A 17,579-nucleotide genomic window follows, 5' to 3' on the forward strand; every position below is an offset into this window, starting at 1 on the left:
CAAGAGCGCAATCGTGCGATTGTGGTGTCACAAAGTAATCGCGCGGACGGAAAAAGGGATGATGCCGGTGCTTGCTATGATGCTGTGCCGCACTTGCAGGTAGTTGCGGAGGTCAGGAGAGCGGGAGCATCTCCGCGCGGCTGTGAGACAAAAATGCGATAAACCGATGCCGGAGGTACGTTGCGAAGGGTCGTTCCGACCCGTTCAGCGACAAGCCCGAGGCGGTCGAGTACGTCGTCGGGTACGGAGCATCGCCGGCCGTAGGTGAACAGGTAAAGCGCTGCCTCCGGCTTCATGCGGCCGAACGCGGCGCGCATGATTGCTTCGATCTGCCGGGTATTCATGCTCCGGAGACCTAGCCCGCAGACCGCAGCGCCAAATTCGCGGGTTCGACCGTCTTGATCCGAGGATAGCTCGGCCGCATCGAGGCCAAGCACCGTTGCACAAGGGTAGCGCCGCCTCAGTATCGCTGCAAAGGTCTGGTTCAGTTCCACCAATGTCAGATCGCGTTCGGCGACCCCGCGTGTAACCAGCCCTTGCGTGAACACGCCGGTACCCGGCCCAAGCTCCAGGACAGGACCCGTCCACTTATCGATGTGCTGGGTGATAAGCGATACGAGTGCTTTGCCGGATGGAGCGATCGCGGCAGTTCCTCCTGGATCGCGGAGCCACTCCATGAGGAACCGAAACATGTCCCTCGCCCCTCCGCGTTGGTCGCTCAGATGGTTATCGCCGCTGGTCTCAGGGCAAAGGCCTTTCCACCGCGAGGGAACGGTGCATGTCGATGAATTCATTACAAGCGATCCACGGTTTTGCGTTTGGGGAACGAGGCCGCGCGCCTGATTTGCGGAGGGATGTCGGAAGCGTTCCAGCCGGCCATGAATATGTCTTTCGAGAGCTTTTCTGGTGTCTTCGCCAAGATACGCCTCGGCACGCCAGGCTCCATGCCTGAACCCGGGACTTACTTGCCCAATCCTCCGATTAGCGGGACGTCGCGTGTCGAGTGCATGGATCAAGCAAGTCTCCGTAGGTAACCAAGGCCACAGCCGCGGGCATGACGTTCATCGCGCTGCTGGGCTTCTTCGTTACAGGGATGCGGCGGGCTGTGCGAAGAAGCGACGCGACGCTTACTCGGCAAAGCGTCGATTGAGGGTTTGACAGGTATAACCGGCCAGCCCGCCGATTGCGGTCGCCGATGCTAAATGGGCAAACGATGCGATGGCGAGGTCGAACTCGGCAGCAAAGAAGGTCACCATTCCGAGGAACCACGCCAGCATGTTGCCCAATATTTCACGGGCGCGGAGGCCGACGATCAGCATGGCGACCAGGAACACGACGACCGGTAGGGCCATGTGATTCAGGGACGGCATGAGGGCGCCGGTGATGATGTGCGACACGGCGCCGATTGCGATGCCGAGCCACAGGCATAGCATTGCCGACAGGCAGTTCGCCAGCGACGTGGGGCGCGTAAACCACGCAATGAAACCAGCGAACATCACCCATACTTCAAGGCTCAGCGCGGCGCTGAGCCAGGCAGCAAACGCGGCCACGACGGAGGCGATCAGCGTCCAGAGGAGGAACTTGTCGCGGGTGTCGCGGGGACTGGCCGATGGTGGCATCTGCGAAGCTTCCGGCACTTGTGAGCTACTCATTGCGATGGCCTTTCGTAGATATCGGGTTGGGGTCGTGCCGAGGATCGGACTTCGAGTGACCGCGGCAACTAGGCAGGATTCAGATTGGCGTAGATTTGCGGATACGATCCGTTCTGCTGGGCCATTCGCAGTGCCTTGACCCGCTCGACCAGGATCTCGCCGTTGTCCGATGCAGGCTTTTGGAGGAGGTCGACGACTTCCGCGAGGTAGTCGGCGAGCGGCATGGCAGCGGGATCGCTCGCCTGCAGGGCACCCGCGAGTTCGGTCTGAACATAAGGCGGTGGAAGTTCGATGACTTCGATCGGCATATGCCGGAGTTGATGGCGCAGCGATTGCAGCCACGAGTGAAGAAACGCCTTGCTCGCGCAATAAGTAGGAAAATTGGAGCGCGGCACGAAGGCCAGACCCGAGGTTGTGGTGATGATGGTCGCTGACGGCTGCCGCCCCAGCGTCGGCAACAGGGCTGCCGTCAGCCGCAGGACTCCGACGATGTTCGTCTCGATGATGGAGAGCGAGGTGGCGATGTCGATCGTATCGCCATCCCAGGCTTCGAGCCGGGAAATGCCGGCATTGTTCACGAGCACGTCCAGGTCAGGGAAAAGGGCGCCGACCTCGTCGACAAGGTGCGCGATCGCCGCGGGATCCCGCATGTTCACCTGCACGCCATGCATTCCCGGGCAGGCGGCGGTGATCTCGTCGATAAGCGGTTGGCGGCGGCCGGCAATGATGACCTGATTGCCAAGTTGGTGGAACGTCTCGGCGAGACCCCGGCCGATACCGCTCGTACCGCCGGTTATAAGAATGGTGCGACCCGTCAAAAGCATGACGTCGTCCTCCTGCTAGGGGTGTATCCGTTGGTTGACCTGGCCAAGCACGGCGGGCTTGAGCGTGTCCTCGCACCATTGACGGAAGCTGGTCGGCGTGGAATTTTCTGCCGTCCTCAGCACCGTCAGATCGAGGCCCTGATCCTTCGCCCAAGCCATATCGGCCATGCCTCTCGCCATGGCGGCGGTCATGCCGAACTGCACGAACCGGGCGTTATAGGCGTCGAGACGAATCTGCTCATACATCACCGGCTTGCCGAGCACGTCGGAAAGGACCTCGGCCATGTCATTGAATGAAATATCCTCGGGACCGAGAACCGGCACCTCGCTCTGACCGGTCCAGCTGTCGTCGAGCAACCAGCGCGCCGCGACCGCTGCAATATCGCGCGTCGCGACGCTTGGCAGCTTGAGATCGCCGGCGATCGGCAGAAAGAACTTGCCGTGGTCCCGGATCGTGCCTGCCTGCCGGGCAATATTGTCCATGAAGGACGGCATGGCGAGGCTACGAAGCGCTACGCCAGTACCGGCGATCAGGTCGTCCATCGCCAGCGAGCCAGCGACATAACCGGCCCTGCCGGCGAGCGGCGAACCCCGTCCGAGCGCGGTGATCGATACGACGCGCTTGATACCATGCTCATCCAGGGCGGCGACAGCGGGGCGCGTGAAATCAACGTAAGCAGCCATGACCGAATCCGCCTTCGGATCGGGAGGCACGAGCCAGAACACGGCGTCGGCTCCATCGAATGCACGGCTCACAACGCCAGCGTCACCGTGAGAGCCGTTGATGACTTCGGCGCGGCTGCGCACCTCGTCGGACAGATGCGATGGATCGCGCGCGATCACCCTGATCGGCGCGTCCGCCCGAAGGAGGATTTGGATGAGTTGCCGACCGATAAGGCCGGTCGGGGCGGTCACAACGATCATGCTCTACTCCGGTGTATGTGCGCCGAGGCGCGGCCATGTCCGCGCTCCGTTAGCTTGCGGGAGGGGTGGCCCCGTCGTCGTCATTCTGTCTGGCAGAGCATGTAGGCGGTTGCGCCGGGACGATCTATGCGCGATAATCTGCATTTCCTTCGCGATCATCCGAGACTTGCTATGGATCCGCTATCCGACGTCCTCTCGTTGTTGAAGCCACACGCCTATGTTTCCTCGGGCTTCGATGCCGGAGGTGACTGGGCCGTCCAGTTCGGCGACCAGCACAAGCTCATCAAATGCTATGCGATCGTGTCGGGTGGATGCTGGCTCACCGTCGAGGGTGTCGGCGATTCCGTGCGGTTGGAGGCCGGCGATTGCTTCGTGCTGCCTTCGGGTCACCCCTTCAGGCTTGGCAGCGATATCGACGGCCCTGCGATCGGAGCCGGAGAGATATTCCCAACCGCGCGAAGGGGCGACGTCGTCACGCTCAACGGCGGCGGTGGGTTATTCCTGGTCGGCAGCCGGTTCGGGATTTCGGGCAATCATGCCGACATGCTGCTCGGTCTGCTCCCTCCTATCGTTCACATCCGCGATCAGTCTGCGCAGGTGGCCCTGCGATCTTTGGTCGAGCAGATGATGAGGGAACTGCGCGACGACCAGCCTGGCAACAGCCTTGCCGTGCAGCATCTGGCGCATCTGATGCTGGTGCAGGCGCTGCGTGTGCATCTGGCCTCGAGCGACGGCAACCGGGTCGGTTGGTTCTTCACTTTGGCGGACAAACATCTGGGCGCTGCGATCAAGGCAATCCACGCCGATCCCGCATATCCCTGGTGCCTCCAACAACTCGGCGAGGTCGCCGGTATGTCGCGCTCGACCTTTGCCCTCAGGTTCAAGGAGCGGGTCGGTGAGCCGCCAATGCAATATGTAACACGGTGGCGAATGCTCCTGGCCTGCGAGAGGCTGGAGCACTCTGACGACACTGTTTCGGCGATCGCCATCGCTCTGGGCTATGAATCAGAGAGCGCGTTCAGCACAGCTTTCAAGCGTATAATGGGCTGTTCCCCTCGGCGTTACGGGCGCGCAACCCGATCGGGGTTTGGCTTGCCGCCGCGTCGCTCGCCCCTACTCCACGCGGTCGAGGAGGAAATCTGCGAAGAGGTGGCACAGGAACGCCGCTGCCGCCACCTTGCGTAAGCCCGGCATTCACGGCTCCACTTCCTCACCCTGCACTCTTGACTTTGAGCGACCTTGCTTGGCCAAAGAGCGCCGCTGCGGCGTCGGCCGGCTCGCCGCTCATGCGAAGGTCACATTCACGAGTTGCAGTGATTCCTCCCAGAGACGTGCTGTCATGGCAGTGTCCAGTGCTCGCACCGGAGGCTTCTCAGCGGTTGGAAAACCGCGCGCGCCGCCAAATCCGTCCGGGCCGTAATAGGCGCCATTACGTGCCGCCGGATCTGTCGCTGCAAAGAGAGTGGGCAAGGCACCTTGAGCCGCGGACTGGAACATCAGCCGAAAGAGGCGACGCAGGACGAAAATGGCCAGACGGGGGCGGCCCGGAGCGTTGTAGAGAAGTCCGGTGCGCGAGAGGCCGGGATGAGCCCCCATGCTTTCGATGCCCCATCCGGCCGCGGCGCTGCGGCGGCTCAGTTCAAGGACGAACATTTCACAGGCGAGCTTTGACTGGGCATAGACTTGCATTGGCCTGTAGCCGCGTTCGGCTTGCAGATCGTCGAAGTTGATCGCACCCCTGCGCGAGGCAATGCTGCCGACCGTTACAACGCGAGGCTTCCTGCCGGCTTTCAACAGGGGCAGTAAGTGCGCCGTCAGCGCGAAATGCCCCAGATAGTTCGTGCCGAATTGAAGTTCGAAACCGTCACTGGTTTCGAAGCGCTGCGGCGGGGTCATGACACCGGCATTGTTGATCAGGATATCGAGGCTATCCTGCTCGCGCGCAATCTGCGCTGCGAACTCGGCGACCGAGGCGAGCTTGGCCAGGTCAAGCAAGCCGAATCGAACCTGCGCTTCGGGCATAACAGCCTTGATCGCCGCAACGGCATCAGCGCCCTTCTCAGGATTGCGCCCAGCAATCACGACACTGGCGCCAGCGCGTGCCAGAGCCAATGCATCTTCATACGCCAAGCCGCCGGTGCCTGTGACGATCGCCGAGCGACCCTGTTGCGGCGGAATCTTCTCAGTCGTCCATTTCGTCATGAATAGCCCTTGGTTCTCCGGTTGTGGCAAAGGCATCGCGGGGCAATTGTCCCGACCCGCTCCGCCTTTCGCCTTCGTCCTCACCAAGCCTGTGGAGCCACCAATTGCCATGCCCGAAGCGGCGAGAAACCTGCCCGTTCCTGCATTTCGTTCGATGCAGAAGGTCGCTGGCTGGACATCGCCTACAGCGACACTTCCGCAATCCCACTGATCATTCTTGGTCCCCAGTTGCGGGCGGTGAAGTTCCATGTCGCGAAGATGATGAAGGCGCTGGCGGCAAGGAGCATTGCCGCGGCGCCCAGGCTGGCGACTGCCCCATGTTCCTGCCGCCGCGCCCTGATGAACAATTCAGCGACAAGGAGATTGGGAATGTAAAAGAAGAACATCATGATCGCGTCGAACCATCCGGTGAAGCCGCGTTCGATGCCGATACCCCCTGTCACCACGTGCCAAGCGCCATATTCCATTCGATAGAGCCAGGAACCGACAGTCAGTGCGAAGAGCCGGATCGCCCACGCGCGATGCTCCCGATAGCGGCCCGCCCGGGCGCGAGAGTACGCCATGAGAGCGCACAGGACCATAAACGCCCCATAGATGCCGAAGCCGACATCCATCAGCGGGCCGCCGACCGTGCCTCGTCCCAGTATGAATCCGAGTCCGCCAAGACCCGCCAACCCGGCCGAAAGGACGTAGATGCGGCCCAACCAGCGATGGAAGACCGGAAAGTTGCGCCGCACACTCTCGAACAGCTGGACCGGGCCAAGCAACAACAGCACGCCCCCCGCCATGAAATGAGCGCCAATAGCGGCTGTCGAAAGCCATGTTCGTTCGTCATAGAGGTCGGGAAGGGACTCGTTCCATCGCTCACCGGAACCGCCCATGACAGATCCGCCGAAGAAACCGATGATATAGACGGCGAAGATGGCGCCGCTGATCCAACTGGCGAGGATGAGCAGTCGGGCACTCACGCGCAACGCGGCATGTTGAGTTGTTTCGAGTTTCCTGCCGACATCCGACATCCTCACGCGGATCACGGTCGCGTTACTGTCGGTGTTCATGGTACGCCTCTTGATGGAAGGCATGTTTGGGCGAGCGGCAGCAAGCTCGGCTCGACGCTCGAGGTCACTGCGCGCGACGCAGAACCATAGTCCTACCCAGCATCGGGGTGCCCATATAGGCACGCAGCTCCATCTTACCGCCGACCAGGGAAACGCGTGCGGAGAGTGACCGGCCTGACGACGGATCGTACATATTGCCGCCTTCCCAGCGCCGGTCACGTGCATCCCACGCGAGATCGGTAATGAAGACGATACCCTTGAGCGAACGGTCCCTCAGCTTCGGGTCGGGATTATGCGTATCCTTCTTGAAGGTCTTGCCATCCGCTTCGACGAGGCGCACGCCATAGATCGAGCGGGCCGCATAACTCCCTCCCGCATCGAACATCTCAAACTTGACGTTGCCGTCTTCAGCCTCCCAAATCCCAATGATCTGACTTGGTGAGGTGGCTTGTGCGAGAGCAACTCCTACCGGCAAGCTCATCATTGCCGGTATCAGCACGGCAGCCAGCAACGGTTTCCTGATGAATTCCAGCATAGGGCGTTCCTTCGAGCCTCTCCAACTGATCGGCCGGGAAGCCGCGCGCTAAGCTTCAGTGCGACCCGAAGGCTCGGCGTTTCCTGTGGAGGCAATGCGTCCGCGATCATCCCGGCGATTGCGTTGTGTCCCAAAGCTACGTGACGGCTGGCGTCTACAGAATGCCGAATAGCGCAAACTTTCTGCCTATTCCTGCATCCTCGCCTGGGGAGGACAGTGTCGATCCAAGGACGATGCCACGCGGCATGTAGCCATCACAGTTTCACGTAGCCAACGATGACCGGGATCGGCATCCATGCGCGGATGCCACATCGCCGATATGGCTATCTCGGGCGTAGGAACCGGCAGGTCGAAAACGCTCAAGCCTTCCATGACGGGATCGGCGCTGCGAGCGCATGAACCTGGTACGAGCGCGATCAGGTCAGATTGACGAGCGATGCGGAGGGCGTCCGAAAAACCGGGGACAACGACCGTGATTTCCCGGCGGAGGCCGATCTCGCCAAGCGCATCATCGACCGGTCCGACGAACGCTCCCCTGCGTGACGCCACGACATGTTTGCAAGTGGCATAGAGCGCGGGCGTCACTGCCGAGGCCAGCAAAGGATGCCCAGTCCGAACCGCGCCAACGAAGCGATCGCGGAAAATCGATTCTGCGCGTATTTCAGGCGCAAAGTCCCCAAGCACACCAATATCAAGGTCAATCTCCCCTTCGCGGAGAGCATCGGAATTCTTGTTCGGTTTTGGCGCGAAGCGGATGCGCGCGCGCGGCGCCTGTGATGTCAGGGCCGCAACGATGGGGCCGGAAAACATTTCGATGAACCCCTCGTTCGAGCGGATCGTGAATGATCGTTCCATCGTCGCGATGTCGACGTTGGCGGATTTCGCGCTGAGGACGGCCCGCACATCGCGAGCGAGGGCGTGAACCTGGTCTCGTATTTCTGCGGCCCTGGGCGTTGGCACCAGTTTACGGCCCGCCCGGACAAGCAACGGATCACCCGTAGCCGCGCGGAGACGGGCCAGAGTGCGGCTCATGGCCGAGGCGCTCAAGCCAAGACGCTTTGCCGCACTGGTGACGCTTCCCTCGGCGAGAAGCGTGTCCAATGCCGAAAGCAGGTTCATGTCTATGGTGGTCATGAGGCCAGCTTAGATTGCCACCGCGATCTAATATAGCGTCTTATGCAACTATAATGTGAATCTGATGCGTCTGGCGCTTGTTCGGAACCTCCTGCATGTAGGCAGCGGCCTCCTCAGCGGAAACTTGTCATGTCTGGCGACACACCATATTCCGGAAATCGGCGACTAGCGGATCGAAGGCCTGAAACCGAATGGCGGAATGTCCTGCCGACCGGAGCGCCTGGCGCTTCTCAAGGCACGCCATATTCCTTCTGGGTTAGGGAAGGCGATGCCACCAAACTGGCTGTCATTCTTGCTGGCGGCGGCGCTTGCTGGACAGGTGAGAACTGTGCGCTTCACGGTAGGCCATTTTACCGTCCCTTTGCGGGACTTGGCGACGGCCCAAGTGATTTCGGCGGCATCTTCGACAGCGAAAATCCGGAAAACCCCCTCGCCGATTATACTCTGGTCTATCTTCCAACGGCGAACGGCGACGTGTTTCTCGGTGATTCCATCACGACCTATGATGTGCCCGAAGGCGACGATCGCCCCCCAGCCAAGATCGACATCCTGCACAAGGGCTATGACAATGCGGTCTGTGCGCTGCATTGGATGTTCAGTGCTTACCCGGACCCGAAGACCGTTGCGGTCATCGGCTGGAGCGCTGGGGCGATCGCATCTCCGGTCTACACGCATATTGTGGCGGAGAATTACCCGGCCGCTCTGATCAGGCACTTCGCCGATGGCGGAGGTGCCTATCGGGCCGGGGAGAAACTCGTGCCGCTGTTTGCATCCTGGGGGACCGCGAACGTCCTCAGAAGGATCAGCGGGTTTCAGGATATCGAGATCGAGGCCCTCTCACTGGAAGACCTCTACGTCCGCGCTGCCGAACTGCATCCTGAAATCACGTTCCACCAATATAACGAGCGTCACGACGCCATACAGGGGCTCTTCCTACATCTCATGGGGGTCGCTTCTCCAGACGTGGGGGCGAACATGGACGAGGCGCACGCTTATATCCGCGAACGTGTTCCGAACTTTCGAACTTACACAAGTTGGGGGCATGACGAAGGCATTATCGGAGGATATTACGACGCAGTACCAGCGCTGAACGCTCTGGATAACCGCGGACGTCCTCACGTCCTGGATCGCTTCTACACCCGTCAGGTCAACGGGGTGCGCTTCCTTGATTGGTTCGCAGCGGCTCTCGGGGGCGATTCAGTGGAGAACGTGGCCTGCATCGACAGCGAAAAGCAAGAGCATCATTGGGTGAGACCCGGCTTTCCACGGTGATCTGTCCTGCACGGCTAACCTTGGCGATCGGACGGTAATGTCTTGACATTCGCTAGGCACCTTACATATTTGCTAGGTATCTAGCGAACTGAAAGGTGCGCCAATGGGTGATGAACTGCAGGGCTCAGGTCGCGATATCATCGGAGCATGGGCTAAGCGATGTTACTTTGCCGGCCGGGCGGTCATGGATTCCACCCTGCGCCCTTATGACCTCGGATCCGTGCAATGGTATGTGCTCCACCAGCTCGTGAATGACGGGCCGACGATGCAGCGCGATCTCGTGCGGCTGCTCGGAATCGAACGCGCCACGATGACCGGCCTTGTCGCGACACTCGTGCGCAAGGGGCTGGTCGCGCAGGAGCCCGACCGGGTCGATCAGCGCCAGAGGCTCCTGCGCATCACCGCCGCCGGCGAGGCCCTGTGGCGCACCTTGCCTGACCTCTCCTTCATTCGCTCGGCCGCGTTCGACGGCATCGATGATACCGACATCGCAACAGCGGTGAGGGTGCTTCGGATCGCAACGGAGCGGCTCGAAAATACCGCTCACAAAGGAACAAAGTCATGACCATACTCGTGACCGGTGCCACCGGACTTGTCGGCGCCCGCCTCGTGCTACGTCTCATCGATGCAGGATTTGCGTGTCGCGCGCTCATGCGCGAGGGCAAGGCGCCGCCTGCCGGCGCAAGCGCGGTGGAGGCCGACCTTCTCGACCCCACTTCACTCGCACGGGCCGTGGAAGGCGTGTCGGCGATCATCCATCTTGCTGCCGTGTTTCGCACGCCCGACGCCGACCTGATCTGGAAAAGCAACCTTGATGGCACACGCAATCTCATCGCCGCAGCGCAGGCGCAGGCGCCCGAGGTGCGCTTCATCCTCGCCAGCACATCCAACATCTATGGCGCCGACAGTCCTCGCCCCGGGCAGGAGACGGATGCGGTGGACCCACAGCAAGCCTACCCCGCCAGCAAGCTCGCCGCCGAGAATGCCCTGCGTGAAAGCGGACTGAACTGGTCGATCCAACGGTTTGGCTTCGTTTATGGAGACGGAGACGGCCATCTGGAAGAATTGCCGCGCCTTGTCGCCAATTTCAAAATGCACCCCGCGCAGCGGATGAGCATGGTGCATCACCGCGACATCGCCACCGCCATGAAGCTGGCGCTGGCTGGCGCCATGGACGGGCGGATCGTCAATATCGGCGATGATGCGCCCACCTCGATCTACGAGCTTGTCGCCCTTGTCGGCGGATCGATGGACCCGTCATCGGAGCCACTGGCCAATCCCTGGCATCTCCACATGGATGTCTCGCTGGCACGCGGCCTTGGCTTCCAACCGGTCGTGCGGACCGTCCATCAGGCGGCGCAGGAAAAGCTGATGTGAGCCGTGGCCCCTCAGGCGGTGCGGAATTGATCCACACCGCCCGACCGGATTACGCTGGCTGGACTCTGCGGTTCACATACTCGTTGTACAGCCGCTGCTGGTTCATGACGTCCCGTTTGGGGGCAACGCCGAACATTCGCGAATATTCCCGGCTGAACTGGGACGCGCTTTCATAGCCGACCTGGTAGGCCGCCTCCGCCACGTTGACATCCTCTATGACCATCATCCGCCGCGCCTCGATCAGTCGTAGTTGCTTCTGGTATTGAAGCGGCGTCATCGACGTCAAAGCCTTGAAGTGCTGATGGAAGGACGAAGCGCTCATCCGCGCCGCTTCGGCCAGTTGTTCCACACGCAAGGTCTGCGCGATTCCCGTGTGAATGACATAGATTGCCCTGGCGACGCGCGCGGCATTGGTCTCAGGCAAGGCCAGCTTGCACAATTCGCCGCCATGAGGGCTGGAAAGAAGCCAATAGCAGATTTCGCGCATGAGCGATGGGTAGAGGACCGGGATCGCCTTTGGCGTCTCGAACAGCCGGATGAGCCGCAGGATGCAATCCGCCAGCGGTTCATCGACTTGGGTGACGAACAGGCAGGGGCCGGGGCTAGCCGGCAACGCAAATGGCGTATCGACCTGTTCCAGCACGTCCCGCATCATCGCAATGTCCAGCTCGATCGTGATGCCGGTATAGGGCGCGTCCGGGCTGGCTTCGACCACCCGACCGGTTGCCGGCAGGTCCATTCCGACGGCAAGGCATTCCATCGCGCCGTACCGGAATATCTCGTCGCCGAAATTGATCTCCTTCGCCCCCTGAAGGACGATGCAGAACGAGGGCTTGTAGATCTGCCGCATCGGCATTCTTGCCTGGAATGAGCGCAGGACATTGACGCTGTCGATCGGCGTCGGAAAGAGACCCTGTCCGCCGCCCTGCGCATCAATGTAGGCACTGACGGCTTGGCGCAGCGATGACGACACGCGGACCTCCGATGGGTTGCGAGGCCAGCGTAAGACGCGCCCCTCAGGCTGAAGCGTATCGAGACTTGCAGGAATAGGCAAGTTTATTGAGGCATCGGGCATTCTGGTCATCTGTCACTTCCTCTAGCTTGAGAGCGTCAGCCAAGCGAGGAATGCACTTATCATGACAGAAATCGCAGCCTCGTCAACCGGCAAGCCGGAAGTCCATATCTCCGTTATTCATGATGATGAGAGCGAGTATATTGACGGCCCGCGCGTTGTTGCAATTCTTGCTGTTTTGTTTCTGGTAAGTCTTACCTCTCAAGTCGATCGCATGCTGCCATTCATCATGGCGGAAGCGGTAAAATCCGAGCTTTCTCTTAGCGACGCCCAGATAGGCTTGCTTACCGGTATCGCTTTCGCGGTCTGCTATACGCTCCTTTCCTTGCCGCTTGCGCGGGTATCCGACAGGGGCTCACCCCGTCTCGTTATAGTTTCATGCACATTGGTCTGGAGCGCGATGACGGCGCTCGGGGGTGTCGCCGCGAGCTTCATGGTCCTGGCCTTCACACGCTTCGGCGTCGCGTTCGGTGAGGCGGGAGGAACCCCGGCCGGTCACGCGATCATCGCCCGCAAGATCAGGCCGGAACGGCGCGGTCTCGCGATCGGTCTGTTCGCGCTTGGCATCCCGCTCGGCACTATGGTCGGTTTCGCCGTTGGCGGCGCGATGAGCGACACTTTGGGCTGGCGCACCGTACTGATCGGCGCCGGAGCGCTCGGCGGCATAATCGGTTTGCTGGCCTTCGTGATCGTCGGCCCGACCCCACCGCGCAAAACCGCCACGACCTCGGGCGAGCCGTTCCTGCACGCCAGCGTTCGGTTGCTTTCCTCCCTGGGATTTCGCTGGCTCTTCATCGGCGCGATGATCAGCGGCTTCGCGGCCGCTCCCTTCTATGCCTTCGCCGCTCCTTTTCTCATGCGGACCCATGGCTACAGCGCCAGCGAGGCCGGCCTCGCGTTCGGTCTGCTGCAGGGCCTGATGGGCATTTTCGGCACATTGATTGGTGGGCGGTGGTTCGACCGTGCGGCCCGATCGGGCACCGGGCGAGTGCTGGGTCCGCCCGGCATTCTTTTCCTGATCGCCAGCGTGACGACGACGGTCGCGCTTTTCGTGCCTGTCCCCTGGCTCTCGATCATATTGCTGGTGCCGGCCATGCTGTCCTTCGCTTTCATGCTGCCCTGGGGGTTCGGCGCCGCGCATCTGGTGGCCGGCAAGGGCAAGGAAGCGATGGCGACGAGTCTGGTCATGATCGGCTCCGGCCTGTTCGGCCCGGCATTCGGACCATTGATCGTCGGCATGATCAGCGATGCGGCGACCGAGACCGGAATTCCCAATGGTCTTGCACTCGGGATGCTGGCTGTCCCGGCCGCGAGCGCCCTGACGGGCGTCGCCATACTGGTCGCCAGCCGGCGTATCGCAGCGTCCTTCCGCAACATCGACATCGGCTGACAACGCGCAAACCGCGTTTTTCGGAAGGCTTCTTCAAATGACAGACTCGCTGGAAGATAACAGGGCTCCAAAAGTCCAGGCATCGGGATTGTCTCGCCGCGCATTTGTTCGATATGGCGCGGCGAGCGTCGGTGTCGCGGCTGTAGGCGGCGGCATCGCGGCCATGGCGAACAGGCCAGCACTATCCCCGCGCCAGCAGGGATTGCCGACAATCCCCGATTGGACGGCAACCGACATCCCCTCATTGCGCGGGCGTTCGGCACTCGTCACGGGCGGCAACGGCTATCCCGTGGACGACCGAAGTGGCCTGGGCTTCCACGACGCCCTTGAGCTCGCCCGCGCCGGTGCGGATGTGACGATTGCATCCCGAAAGCAGGAACGGGGCGAGGAAGCCGTCCGGCGCATCAAGGCCAGCGTTCCCGGCGCTTCGATCCGCTTCGAGGCCCTTGATCTTTCGAACCTCGCTTCCGTTGCCGAATTTGCGGAGCGGATGCGGGCTTCCCGAGGAAGTCTGGACATTCTCGTCAACAACGCCGGTGTCATGGGACGGAAAAGCCGCGAGGTGAGCGCCGACGGGTTCGAACGGGTCTTTGCCACGAACACGCTTGGTCATTTTGCGTTGACCGCCCGACTGCTGCCGCTGCTGCGCAAAGGCAATTCCCCGCGCATCGTCTGGGTCTCCAGCAGCCGCGCGCTCATGGGCGCGATCAACTTCGCCGACCTGCAACTGGCTCAGGATTACGACTATGGCGCGGCTTACGACAACAGCAAACTCGCCAACCTCATGCTCGCCTTCGAGATGCAGAGGCGCAGCGCGGCGGAAGGCTGGGGCATCTCGGCCATAGCAGCCCATCCCGGCATCGCTCGCACCAACCTGGTCCCGGACGGTCCTGGCCCGGACAGCCTGGAGGGGCGCAATCACAGATATATGCCTTTCCTTTTCCAGCCGCCCGCTCAAGGCGCGTTGCCGACCCTGTATGCGGCCACGTCGCCGCAAGCGGTAGCCGGCGGCTATTACGGACCGAATGGCTTTCTGGGGCTGGGCGGCCTGCCCGGCTGGGCCGGGATTCCTGAAAAAGCCGACGACCAGAAAACTGCGGCGAGGCTGTGGGGCACGGTTGAGCAGCTTGGTGGCGTAACATTTGGTCGGACGGCCTGATGCTGGAACATCTTCCCGCGCCGCTTCGTCGGCAGGCCCCGCGGATGACGCCCTATGGACGGATCGGCGGGCCGGAAGACTTCACCAGTGCTTTCGCCGCGCCGTGTGCCGGCGAGGCAATGGATCAACGGCAAGCTCCTATTCGCGAGCGGCTTCTTCTGAAGCACGCGCCACCATCCATTCGAACGAACTGAGGTCGGTCCGGGAGCCCCCCGTCCCTCTGCCCCCGGCGACCTCGCGGCCACTGGATGACGTCTCCCGTAACGGGGCGCTTTTGGTGGCCGCAGATATCCAAAGAAAGGAACCAAGATGCGTATTCTTCTCCCGATCACAATTGCCTGCGGAATGATCTTGCCATGCACGTCAGCATATGCGCAGCAAGCGCCTGCAGACGGATCCTCCCATGGCATGGTTGCCGTCGGCGTAGGTGTCGTTCCCGAATTTGACGGTGCCGACGATGTCCGCGTGCTTCCCTTTGTCACGGGAGAGGTGAGCATAGGTCGAGCCACGGTTCAGTTGCGCGGCCAGGGTTTGCGGGTCGATCTCGCTGCCGACCCACGGTTCGCGATTGGCCCTGTGATCGGCGCGCGCCTGCCGCGCAATGACGCAGACGGCGCGGTCGGTCTGCTGCCCGAAATCGACACGGCCATCGAGGCAGGCGGGTTCATCGGATATCGGCTGGGCGGCGACCAGTATGGCCAAGGCTCGATTCAGATGGAGCTGTCGCTGGTCCATGACGTTTCGAATACGCATGACGGCCTGCTCGCCACCGCGAGCGCAAGCTACGCGGCGGTACGCACGCCCGACTTTTTCCTCTCGCTCGACGCACAAACGACCTGGGCGAACGCGGACTATACGCGCACTTATTTCGGCATCGACGATACCGCCGCGGTCGCCAGTGGGTTGCCGGCCTATCGGACTGGCTCGGGCTTCAAGGACGTGGGCGCGGGCCTGACCGCAGGCTATTGGTTCAGCCGCCGCTTCGGCGTGATCGCCCGTGCGCGCGCGAGCTATCTTGTCGGCGATGCCGCCGCCAGCCCAGTCACCGACGAGGGCCGTCGTTGGCAGCCGGCAGGCGGTATCGCGCTGTCGTATCGGTTCTGAGGAGAGCGATATGGCAAAATGGACAGCATCGGACATACCCTCCCAAAAGGGGCGTGCGGCCATCGTGACGGGGACCGGCGGGCTTGGGCTTGAAGATGCCCTGGCTCTGGCGCGGGCGGGAGCAGAGGTCATCATCGCCGGCCGCAACCCCGGAAAGGGCGCGGAGGCGGTGAAACGCATCCGCGCCGAAGTTCCCTCGGCGGCCGCCCGCTTCGAGCAGGTCGACCTTGCAAACCTCCGGTCGGTGGCGGATTTTTGTGACCGGCTGCGGGGCCAGCGCGACAGCCTCGATCTGCTCATCAACAACGCCGCCGTGATGGTGCCGCCGCAACGCCAGGAGACCGTGGACGGGTTCGAGCTACAGCTTGCCACCAATTATCTTGGTCACTTCGCGTTGACGGCTGGCCTGATGCCGCTGCTGCGCAACGGGAAGAACGCGCGTATCGTTTCGCTGTCGAGCGTTGCCGCCCGACAGGGTGCGATCGACTTCGATGATCTGAACGCGCGCCACAGCTACAACCCCATGCGATCTTACGGCCAGTCGAAGCTCGCTTGCCTCATGTTCGCCTTCTCGTTGCAGCGGCGAAGCGAAGCGGGCGGTTGGGGCATCACCAGCATCGCTGCGCATCCGGGCATTTCGCGAACCGACCTCCTGCACAATGCGCCCGGTCGCTGGAGCGGCGTAGGGATCGCACGATCATTGCTCTGGTTCATGTTCCAGCCCGCGGCACAAGGCGCGTTACCCACGCTCTTTGCTGCGACGTCACAGCAGGCGCGTGGTGGCGCTTATTACGGCCCGGACAGGCTTGGGGAAACGCGGGGCTATCCGGCCGCGTCCAAGATTCCTCCGCAGGCGCTGGACGTCGAGATTGCCGAACAACTGTGGGAGATTTCAGAGCATCTGGTCGGAAGGGCCATCTGAGTATCAGCGGCAGGTGATGCGGAGGAAGTGTCGCGATTTTGCCACCGGATCAACCGACATGCACGGACTTTCGCAGGAAGAATTCGATACTCTCGCCAAAATAAAACCCTGCCCAGCACATCCATCTCCGCCGTACCATCAACATAATCCGAGACATTATCATGCCCACAATTCTGATCACCGGTTGCTCCTCGGGCTTCGGCCTCGAAACTGCCCGCCTGTTTCTCGATCGAGACTGGAAGGTGGTGGCGACGATGAGAAGCCCGAATGCCGACCTGCTCCCGGCCTCCGACAATCTGCAGATACTGCCCCTCGACGTCACTGACAGCGCGAGCATCATTAGTGCCGTCGATGCTGCCGGATCGATCGATGTCCTCGTCAACAATGCCGGGTTCGGAACCGTGGCGCCGATCGAATTGATCAACCCCGAAACGGCTCGCACCTTGTTCGAAACCAACACGCTCGGCACGTTGGCGATGCTCCAGGCGGTGCTGCCGCAGTTTCGTGAACGCCGGGCGGGCATCATCATCAACGTCACCTCGTCGGTAACGCTAAGAATCTTGCCGCTAGTGGGCATTTACCGGGCTAGCAAGGCAGCCGTTAACGCGCTCACCGAATCCTTAGCGATCGAAGTCGAGCCGTTCGGTGTGCGGGTGCACATCATACTGCCCGGAGCTTCACCTGAGACGAGCTTTGCGGTCAATGCGATGCCGCACCTGCGTGGCCTTGATAATCCCGACTATGCGCCGCTGATCGAAAGCATGATGGCGCAGTTCCGAATGAGCGATCGCCCGGTGACGCACGCGGCCGACGTTGCAAATGCGGTCTGGCAAGCGGCTACCGACCCAACGGCACCTTTTAGGATTGCAGCTGGCAAGGATGCCGAGGAATGGATGACTCAGGCAGGCTGAGCGCCAATCGACCACGTCGCTTGGCGCCCCGTCGGCTATCGTA

Annotated in this window: 18 protein-coding genes; 9 read left to right on the plus strand and 9 right to left on the minus strand. The window is 61.7% G+C overall.

Going from position 1 to position 17,579, the window contains the following annotated elements; translation table 11 throughout:
• Positions 1–74: 74 nt before the first annotated feature.
• The 4 genes from EV664_RS05635 to EV664_RS05650 form a co-directional block, all read right to left on the minus strand.
• The gene (locus EV664_RS05635; protein ID WP_188656356.1) at positions 75–692 is read right to left on the minus strand and encodes a class I SAM-dependent methyltransferase; all 618 of its coding nucleotides are present in this window, start codon (positions 690–692) and stop codon (positions 75–77) included.
• Positions 693–1,127: 435 nt separating this feature from the next.
• A complete protein-coding gene (locus EV664_RS05640; RefSeq protein WP_051586846.1) occupies positions 1,128–1,652 on the minus strand; it encodes a DUF1097 domain-containing protein in 525 nt (174 codons plus the stop codon).
• A 68-nt stretch (positions 1,653–1,720) separates the two neighbouring features.
• The gene (locus tag EV664_RS05645; RefSeq protein ID WP_133494675.1) at positions 1,721–2,476 is read right to left on the minus strand and encodes an SDR family oxidoreductase; all 756 of its coding nucleotides are present in this window, start codon (positions 2,474–2,476) and stop codon (positions 1,721–1,723) included.
• 15 nt (positions 2,477–2,491) lie between these two features.
• Complete coding sequence (locus EV664_RS05650) at positions 2,492–3,400, minus strand: NAD(P)H-binding protein (protein ID WP_133494676.1); 909 nt, start codon at positions 3,398–3,400, stop codon at positions 2,492–2,494.
• A gap of 126 nt (positions 3,401–3,526) precedes the next feature.
• Between EV664_RS05650 and EV664_RS05655 the strand changes: the two genes are divergently transcribed.
• The gene (locus tag EV664_RS05655) at positions 3,527–4,585 is read left to right on the plus strand and encodes an AraC family transcriptional regulator (protein ID WP_229668082.1); all 1,059 of its coding nucleotides are present in this window, start codon (positions 3,527–3,529) and stop codon (positions 4,583–4,585) included.
• Between the two features lie 99 nt (positions 4,586–4,684).
• On the opposite strand, the gene EV664_RS05660 is transcribed toward EV664_RS05655, so the two are convergent.
• The 4 genes from EV664_RS05660 to EV664_RS05675 form a co-directional block, all read right to left on the minus strand.
• Entirely contained in the window at positions 4,685–5,602 is a 918-nt protein-coding gene (locus EV664_RS05660; RefSeq protein WP_133494677.1) for an SDR family oxidoreductase, read from the minus strand.
• Positions 5,603–5,784: 182 nt separating this feature from the next.
• On the minus strand, positions 5,785–6,660 hold the full coding sequence (locus EV664_RS05665; RefSeq protein WP_133494678.1) for a DUF2306 domain-containing protein: 876 nt from the start codon (positions 6,658–6,660) through the stop codon (positions 5,785–5,787).
• Between the two features lie 64 nt (positions 6,661–6,724).
• Complete coding sequence (locus EV664_RS05670) at positions 6,725–7,195, minus strand: DUF2147 domain-containing protein (RefSeq protein WP_133494679.1); 471 nt, start codon at positions 7,193–7,195, stop codon at positions 6,725–6,727.
• Between the two features lie 186 nt (positions 7,196–7,381).
• Positions 7,382–8,329, minus strand: a complete 948-nt coding sequence (locus EV664_RS05675) for a LysR family transcriptional regulator (protein ID WP_133494680.1) — start codon at positions 8,327–8,329, stop codon at positions 7,382–7,384.
• Positions 8,330–8,458: 129 nt separating this feature from the next.
• Between EV664_RS05675 and EV664_RS05680 the strand changes: the two genes are divergently transcribed.
• The 3 genes from EV664_RS05680 to EV664_RS05690 all read left to right on the plus strand — a co-directional run bounded on the left by EV664_RS05680 (position 8,459) and on the right by EV664_RS05690 (position 10,978).
• Positions 8,459–9,601: a hypothetical protein gene (locus EV664_RS05680; RefSeq protein WP_133494681.1), complete on the plus strand. Its 1,143-nt coding sequence runs from the start codon at positions 8,459–8,461 to the stop codon at positions 9,599–9,601.
• 103 nt (positions 9,602–9,704) lie between these two features.
• Entirely contained in the window at positions 9,705–10,166 is a 462-nt protein-coding gene (locus EV664_RS05685) for a MarR family winged helix-turn-helix transcriptional regulator (RefSeq protein ID WP_051586849.1), read from the plus strand.
• A gap of 8 nt (positions 10,167–10,174) precedes the next feature.
• Complete coding sequence (locus EV664_RS05690; RefSeq protein ID WP_229668081.1) at positions 10,175–10,978, plus strand: NAD-dependent epimerase/dehydratase family protein; 804 nt, start codon at positions 10,175–10,177, stop codon at positions 10,976–10,978.
• A gap of 49 nt (positions 10,979–11,027) precedes the next feature.
• Here the strand turns inward: EV664_RS05690 and EV664_RS05695 are convergent, their stop codons facing one another.
• Positions 11,028–12,062 carry an AraC family transcriptional regulator gene (locus tag EV664_RS05695; protein WP_229668080.1) on the minus strand — a complete coding sequence of 345 codons (1,035 nt, stop codon included), beginning with the start codon at positions 12,060–12,062 and terminating at the stop codon, positions 11,028–11,030.
• Between the two features lie 52 nt (positions 12,063–12,114).
• Between EV664_RS05695 and EV664_RS05700 the strand changes: the two genes are divergently transcribed.
• The 5 genes from EV664_RS05700 to EV664_RS05725 all read left to right on the plus strand — a co-directional run bounded on the left by EV664_RS05700 (position 12,115) and on the right by EV664_RS05725 (position 17,536).
• Positions 12,115–13,440, plus strand: coding sequence for an MFS transporter (locus tag EV664_RS05700; RefSeq protein WP_133494683.1), 1,326 nt, complete (start codon positions 12,115–12,117; stop codon positions 13,438–13,440).
• Between the two features lie 37 nt (positions 13,441–13,477).
• A complete protein-coding gene (locus tag EV664_RS05705; RefSeq protein ID WP_133494684.1) occupies positions 13,478–14,599 on the plus strand; it encodes an SDR family oxidoreductase in 1,122 nt (373 codons plus the stop codon).
• A gap of 408 nt (positions 14,600–15,007) precedes the next feature.
• Positions 15,008–15,703, plus strand: a complete 696-nt coding sequence (locus tag EV664_RS05715) for a MipA/OmpV family protein (RefSeq protein ID WP_229668079.1) — start codon at positions 15,008–15,010, stop codon at positions 15,701–15,703.
• A 10-nt stretch (positions 15,704–15,713) separates the two neighbouring features.
• The gene (locus tag EV664_RS05720; RefSeq protein ID WP_133494687.1) at positions 15,714–16,625 is read left to right on the plus strand and encodes an SDR family oxidoreductase; all 912 of its coding nucleotides are present in this window, start codon (positions 15,714–15,716) and stop codon (positions 16,623–16,625) included.
• Between the two features lie 161 nt (positions 16,626–16,786).
• Positions 16,787–17,536, plus strand: a complete 750-nt coding sequence (locus tag EV664_RS05725; protein ID WP_133494688.1) for an SDR family oxidoreductase — start codon at positions 16,787–16,789, stop codon at positions 17,534–17,536.
• The last annotated feature ends 43 nt before the right edge of the window (positions 17,537–17,579 follow it).

Origin of the sequence: Stakelama pacifica (assembly GCF_004361835.1) — a bacterium.
Classification (GTDB): Bacteria; Pseudomonadota; Alphaproteobacteria; order Sphingomonadales; family Sphingomonadaceae; genus Sphingomonas; species Sphingomonas pacifica.

Bases quoted from the DNA above. Each gene is read 5' to 3' on its own strand.
- EV664_RS05635 (WP_188656356.1), bottom strand. From the start codon at position 692: ATGTTTCGGTTCCTCATGGAGTGGCTCCGCGATCCAGGAGGAACTGCC.
- EV664_RS05640 (WP_051586846.1), bottom strand. From the start codon at position 1,652: ATGAGTAGCTCACAAGTGCCGGAAGCTTCGCAGATGCCACCATCGGCC.
- EV664_RS05645 (WP_133494675.1), bottom strand. From the start codon at position 2,476: ATGCTTTTGACGGGTCGCACCATTCTTATAACCGGCGGTACGAGCGGT.
- EV664_RS05650 (WP_133494676.1), bottom strand. From the start codon at position 3,400: ATGATCGTTGTGACCGCCCCGACCGGCCTTATCGGTCGGCAACTCATC.
- EV664_RS05655 (WP_229668082.1), top strand. From the start codon at position 3,527: ATGCGCGATAATCTGCATTTCCTTCGCGATCATCCGAGACTTGCTATG.
- EV664_RS05660 (WP_133494677.1), bottom strand. From the start codon at position 5,602: ATGACGAAATGGACGACTGAGAAGATTCCGCCGCAACAGGGTCGCTCG.
- EV664_RS05665 (WP_133494678.1), bottom strand. From the start codon at position 6,660: ATGAACACCGACAGTAACGCGACCGTGATCCGCGTGAGGATGTCGGAT.
- EV664_RS05670 (WP_133494679.1), bottom strand. From the start codon at position 7,195: ATGCTGGAATTCATCAGGAAACCGTTGCTGGCTGCCGTGCTGATACCG.
- EV664_RS05675 (WP_133494680.1), bottom strand. From the start codon at position 8,329: ATGACCACCATAGACATGAACCTGCTTTCGGCATTGGACACGCTTCTC.
- EV664_RS05680 (WP_133494681.1), top strand. From the start codon at position 8,459: ATGTCTGGCGACACACCATATTCCGGAAATCGGCGACTAGCGGATCGA.
- EV664_RS05685 (WP_051586849.1), top strand. From the start codon at position 9,705: ATGGGTGATGAACTGCAGGGCTCAGGTCGCGATATCATCGGAGCATGG.
- EV664_RS05695 (WP_229668080.1), bottom strand. From the start codon at position 12,062: ATGACCAGAATGCCCGATGCCTCAATAAACTTGCCTATTCCTGCAAGT.
- EV664_RS05700 (WP_133494683.1), top strand. From the start codon at position 12,115: ATGACAGAAATCGCAGCCTCGTCAACCGGCAAGCCGGAAGTCCATATC.
- EV664_RS05705 (WP_133494684.1), top strand. From the start codon at position 13,478: ATGACAGACTCGCTGGAAGATAACAGGGCTCCAAAAGTCCAGGCATCG.
- EV664_RS05715 (WP_229668079.1), top strand. From the start codon at position 15,008: ATGGTTGCCGTCGGCGTAGGTGTCGTTCCCGAATTTGACGGTGCCGAC.
- EV664_RS05720 (WP_133494687.1), top strand. From the start codon at position 15,714: ATGGCAAAATGGACAGCATCGGACATACCCTCCCAAAAGGGGCGTGCG.
- EV664_RS05725 (WP_133494688.1), top strand. From the start codon at position 16,787: ATGCCCACAATTCTGATCACCGGTTGCTCCTCGGGCTTCGGCCTCGAA.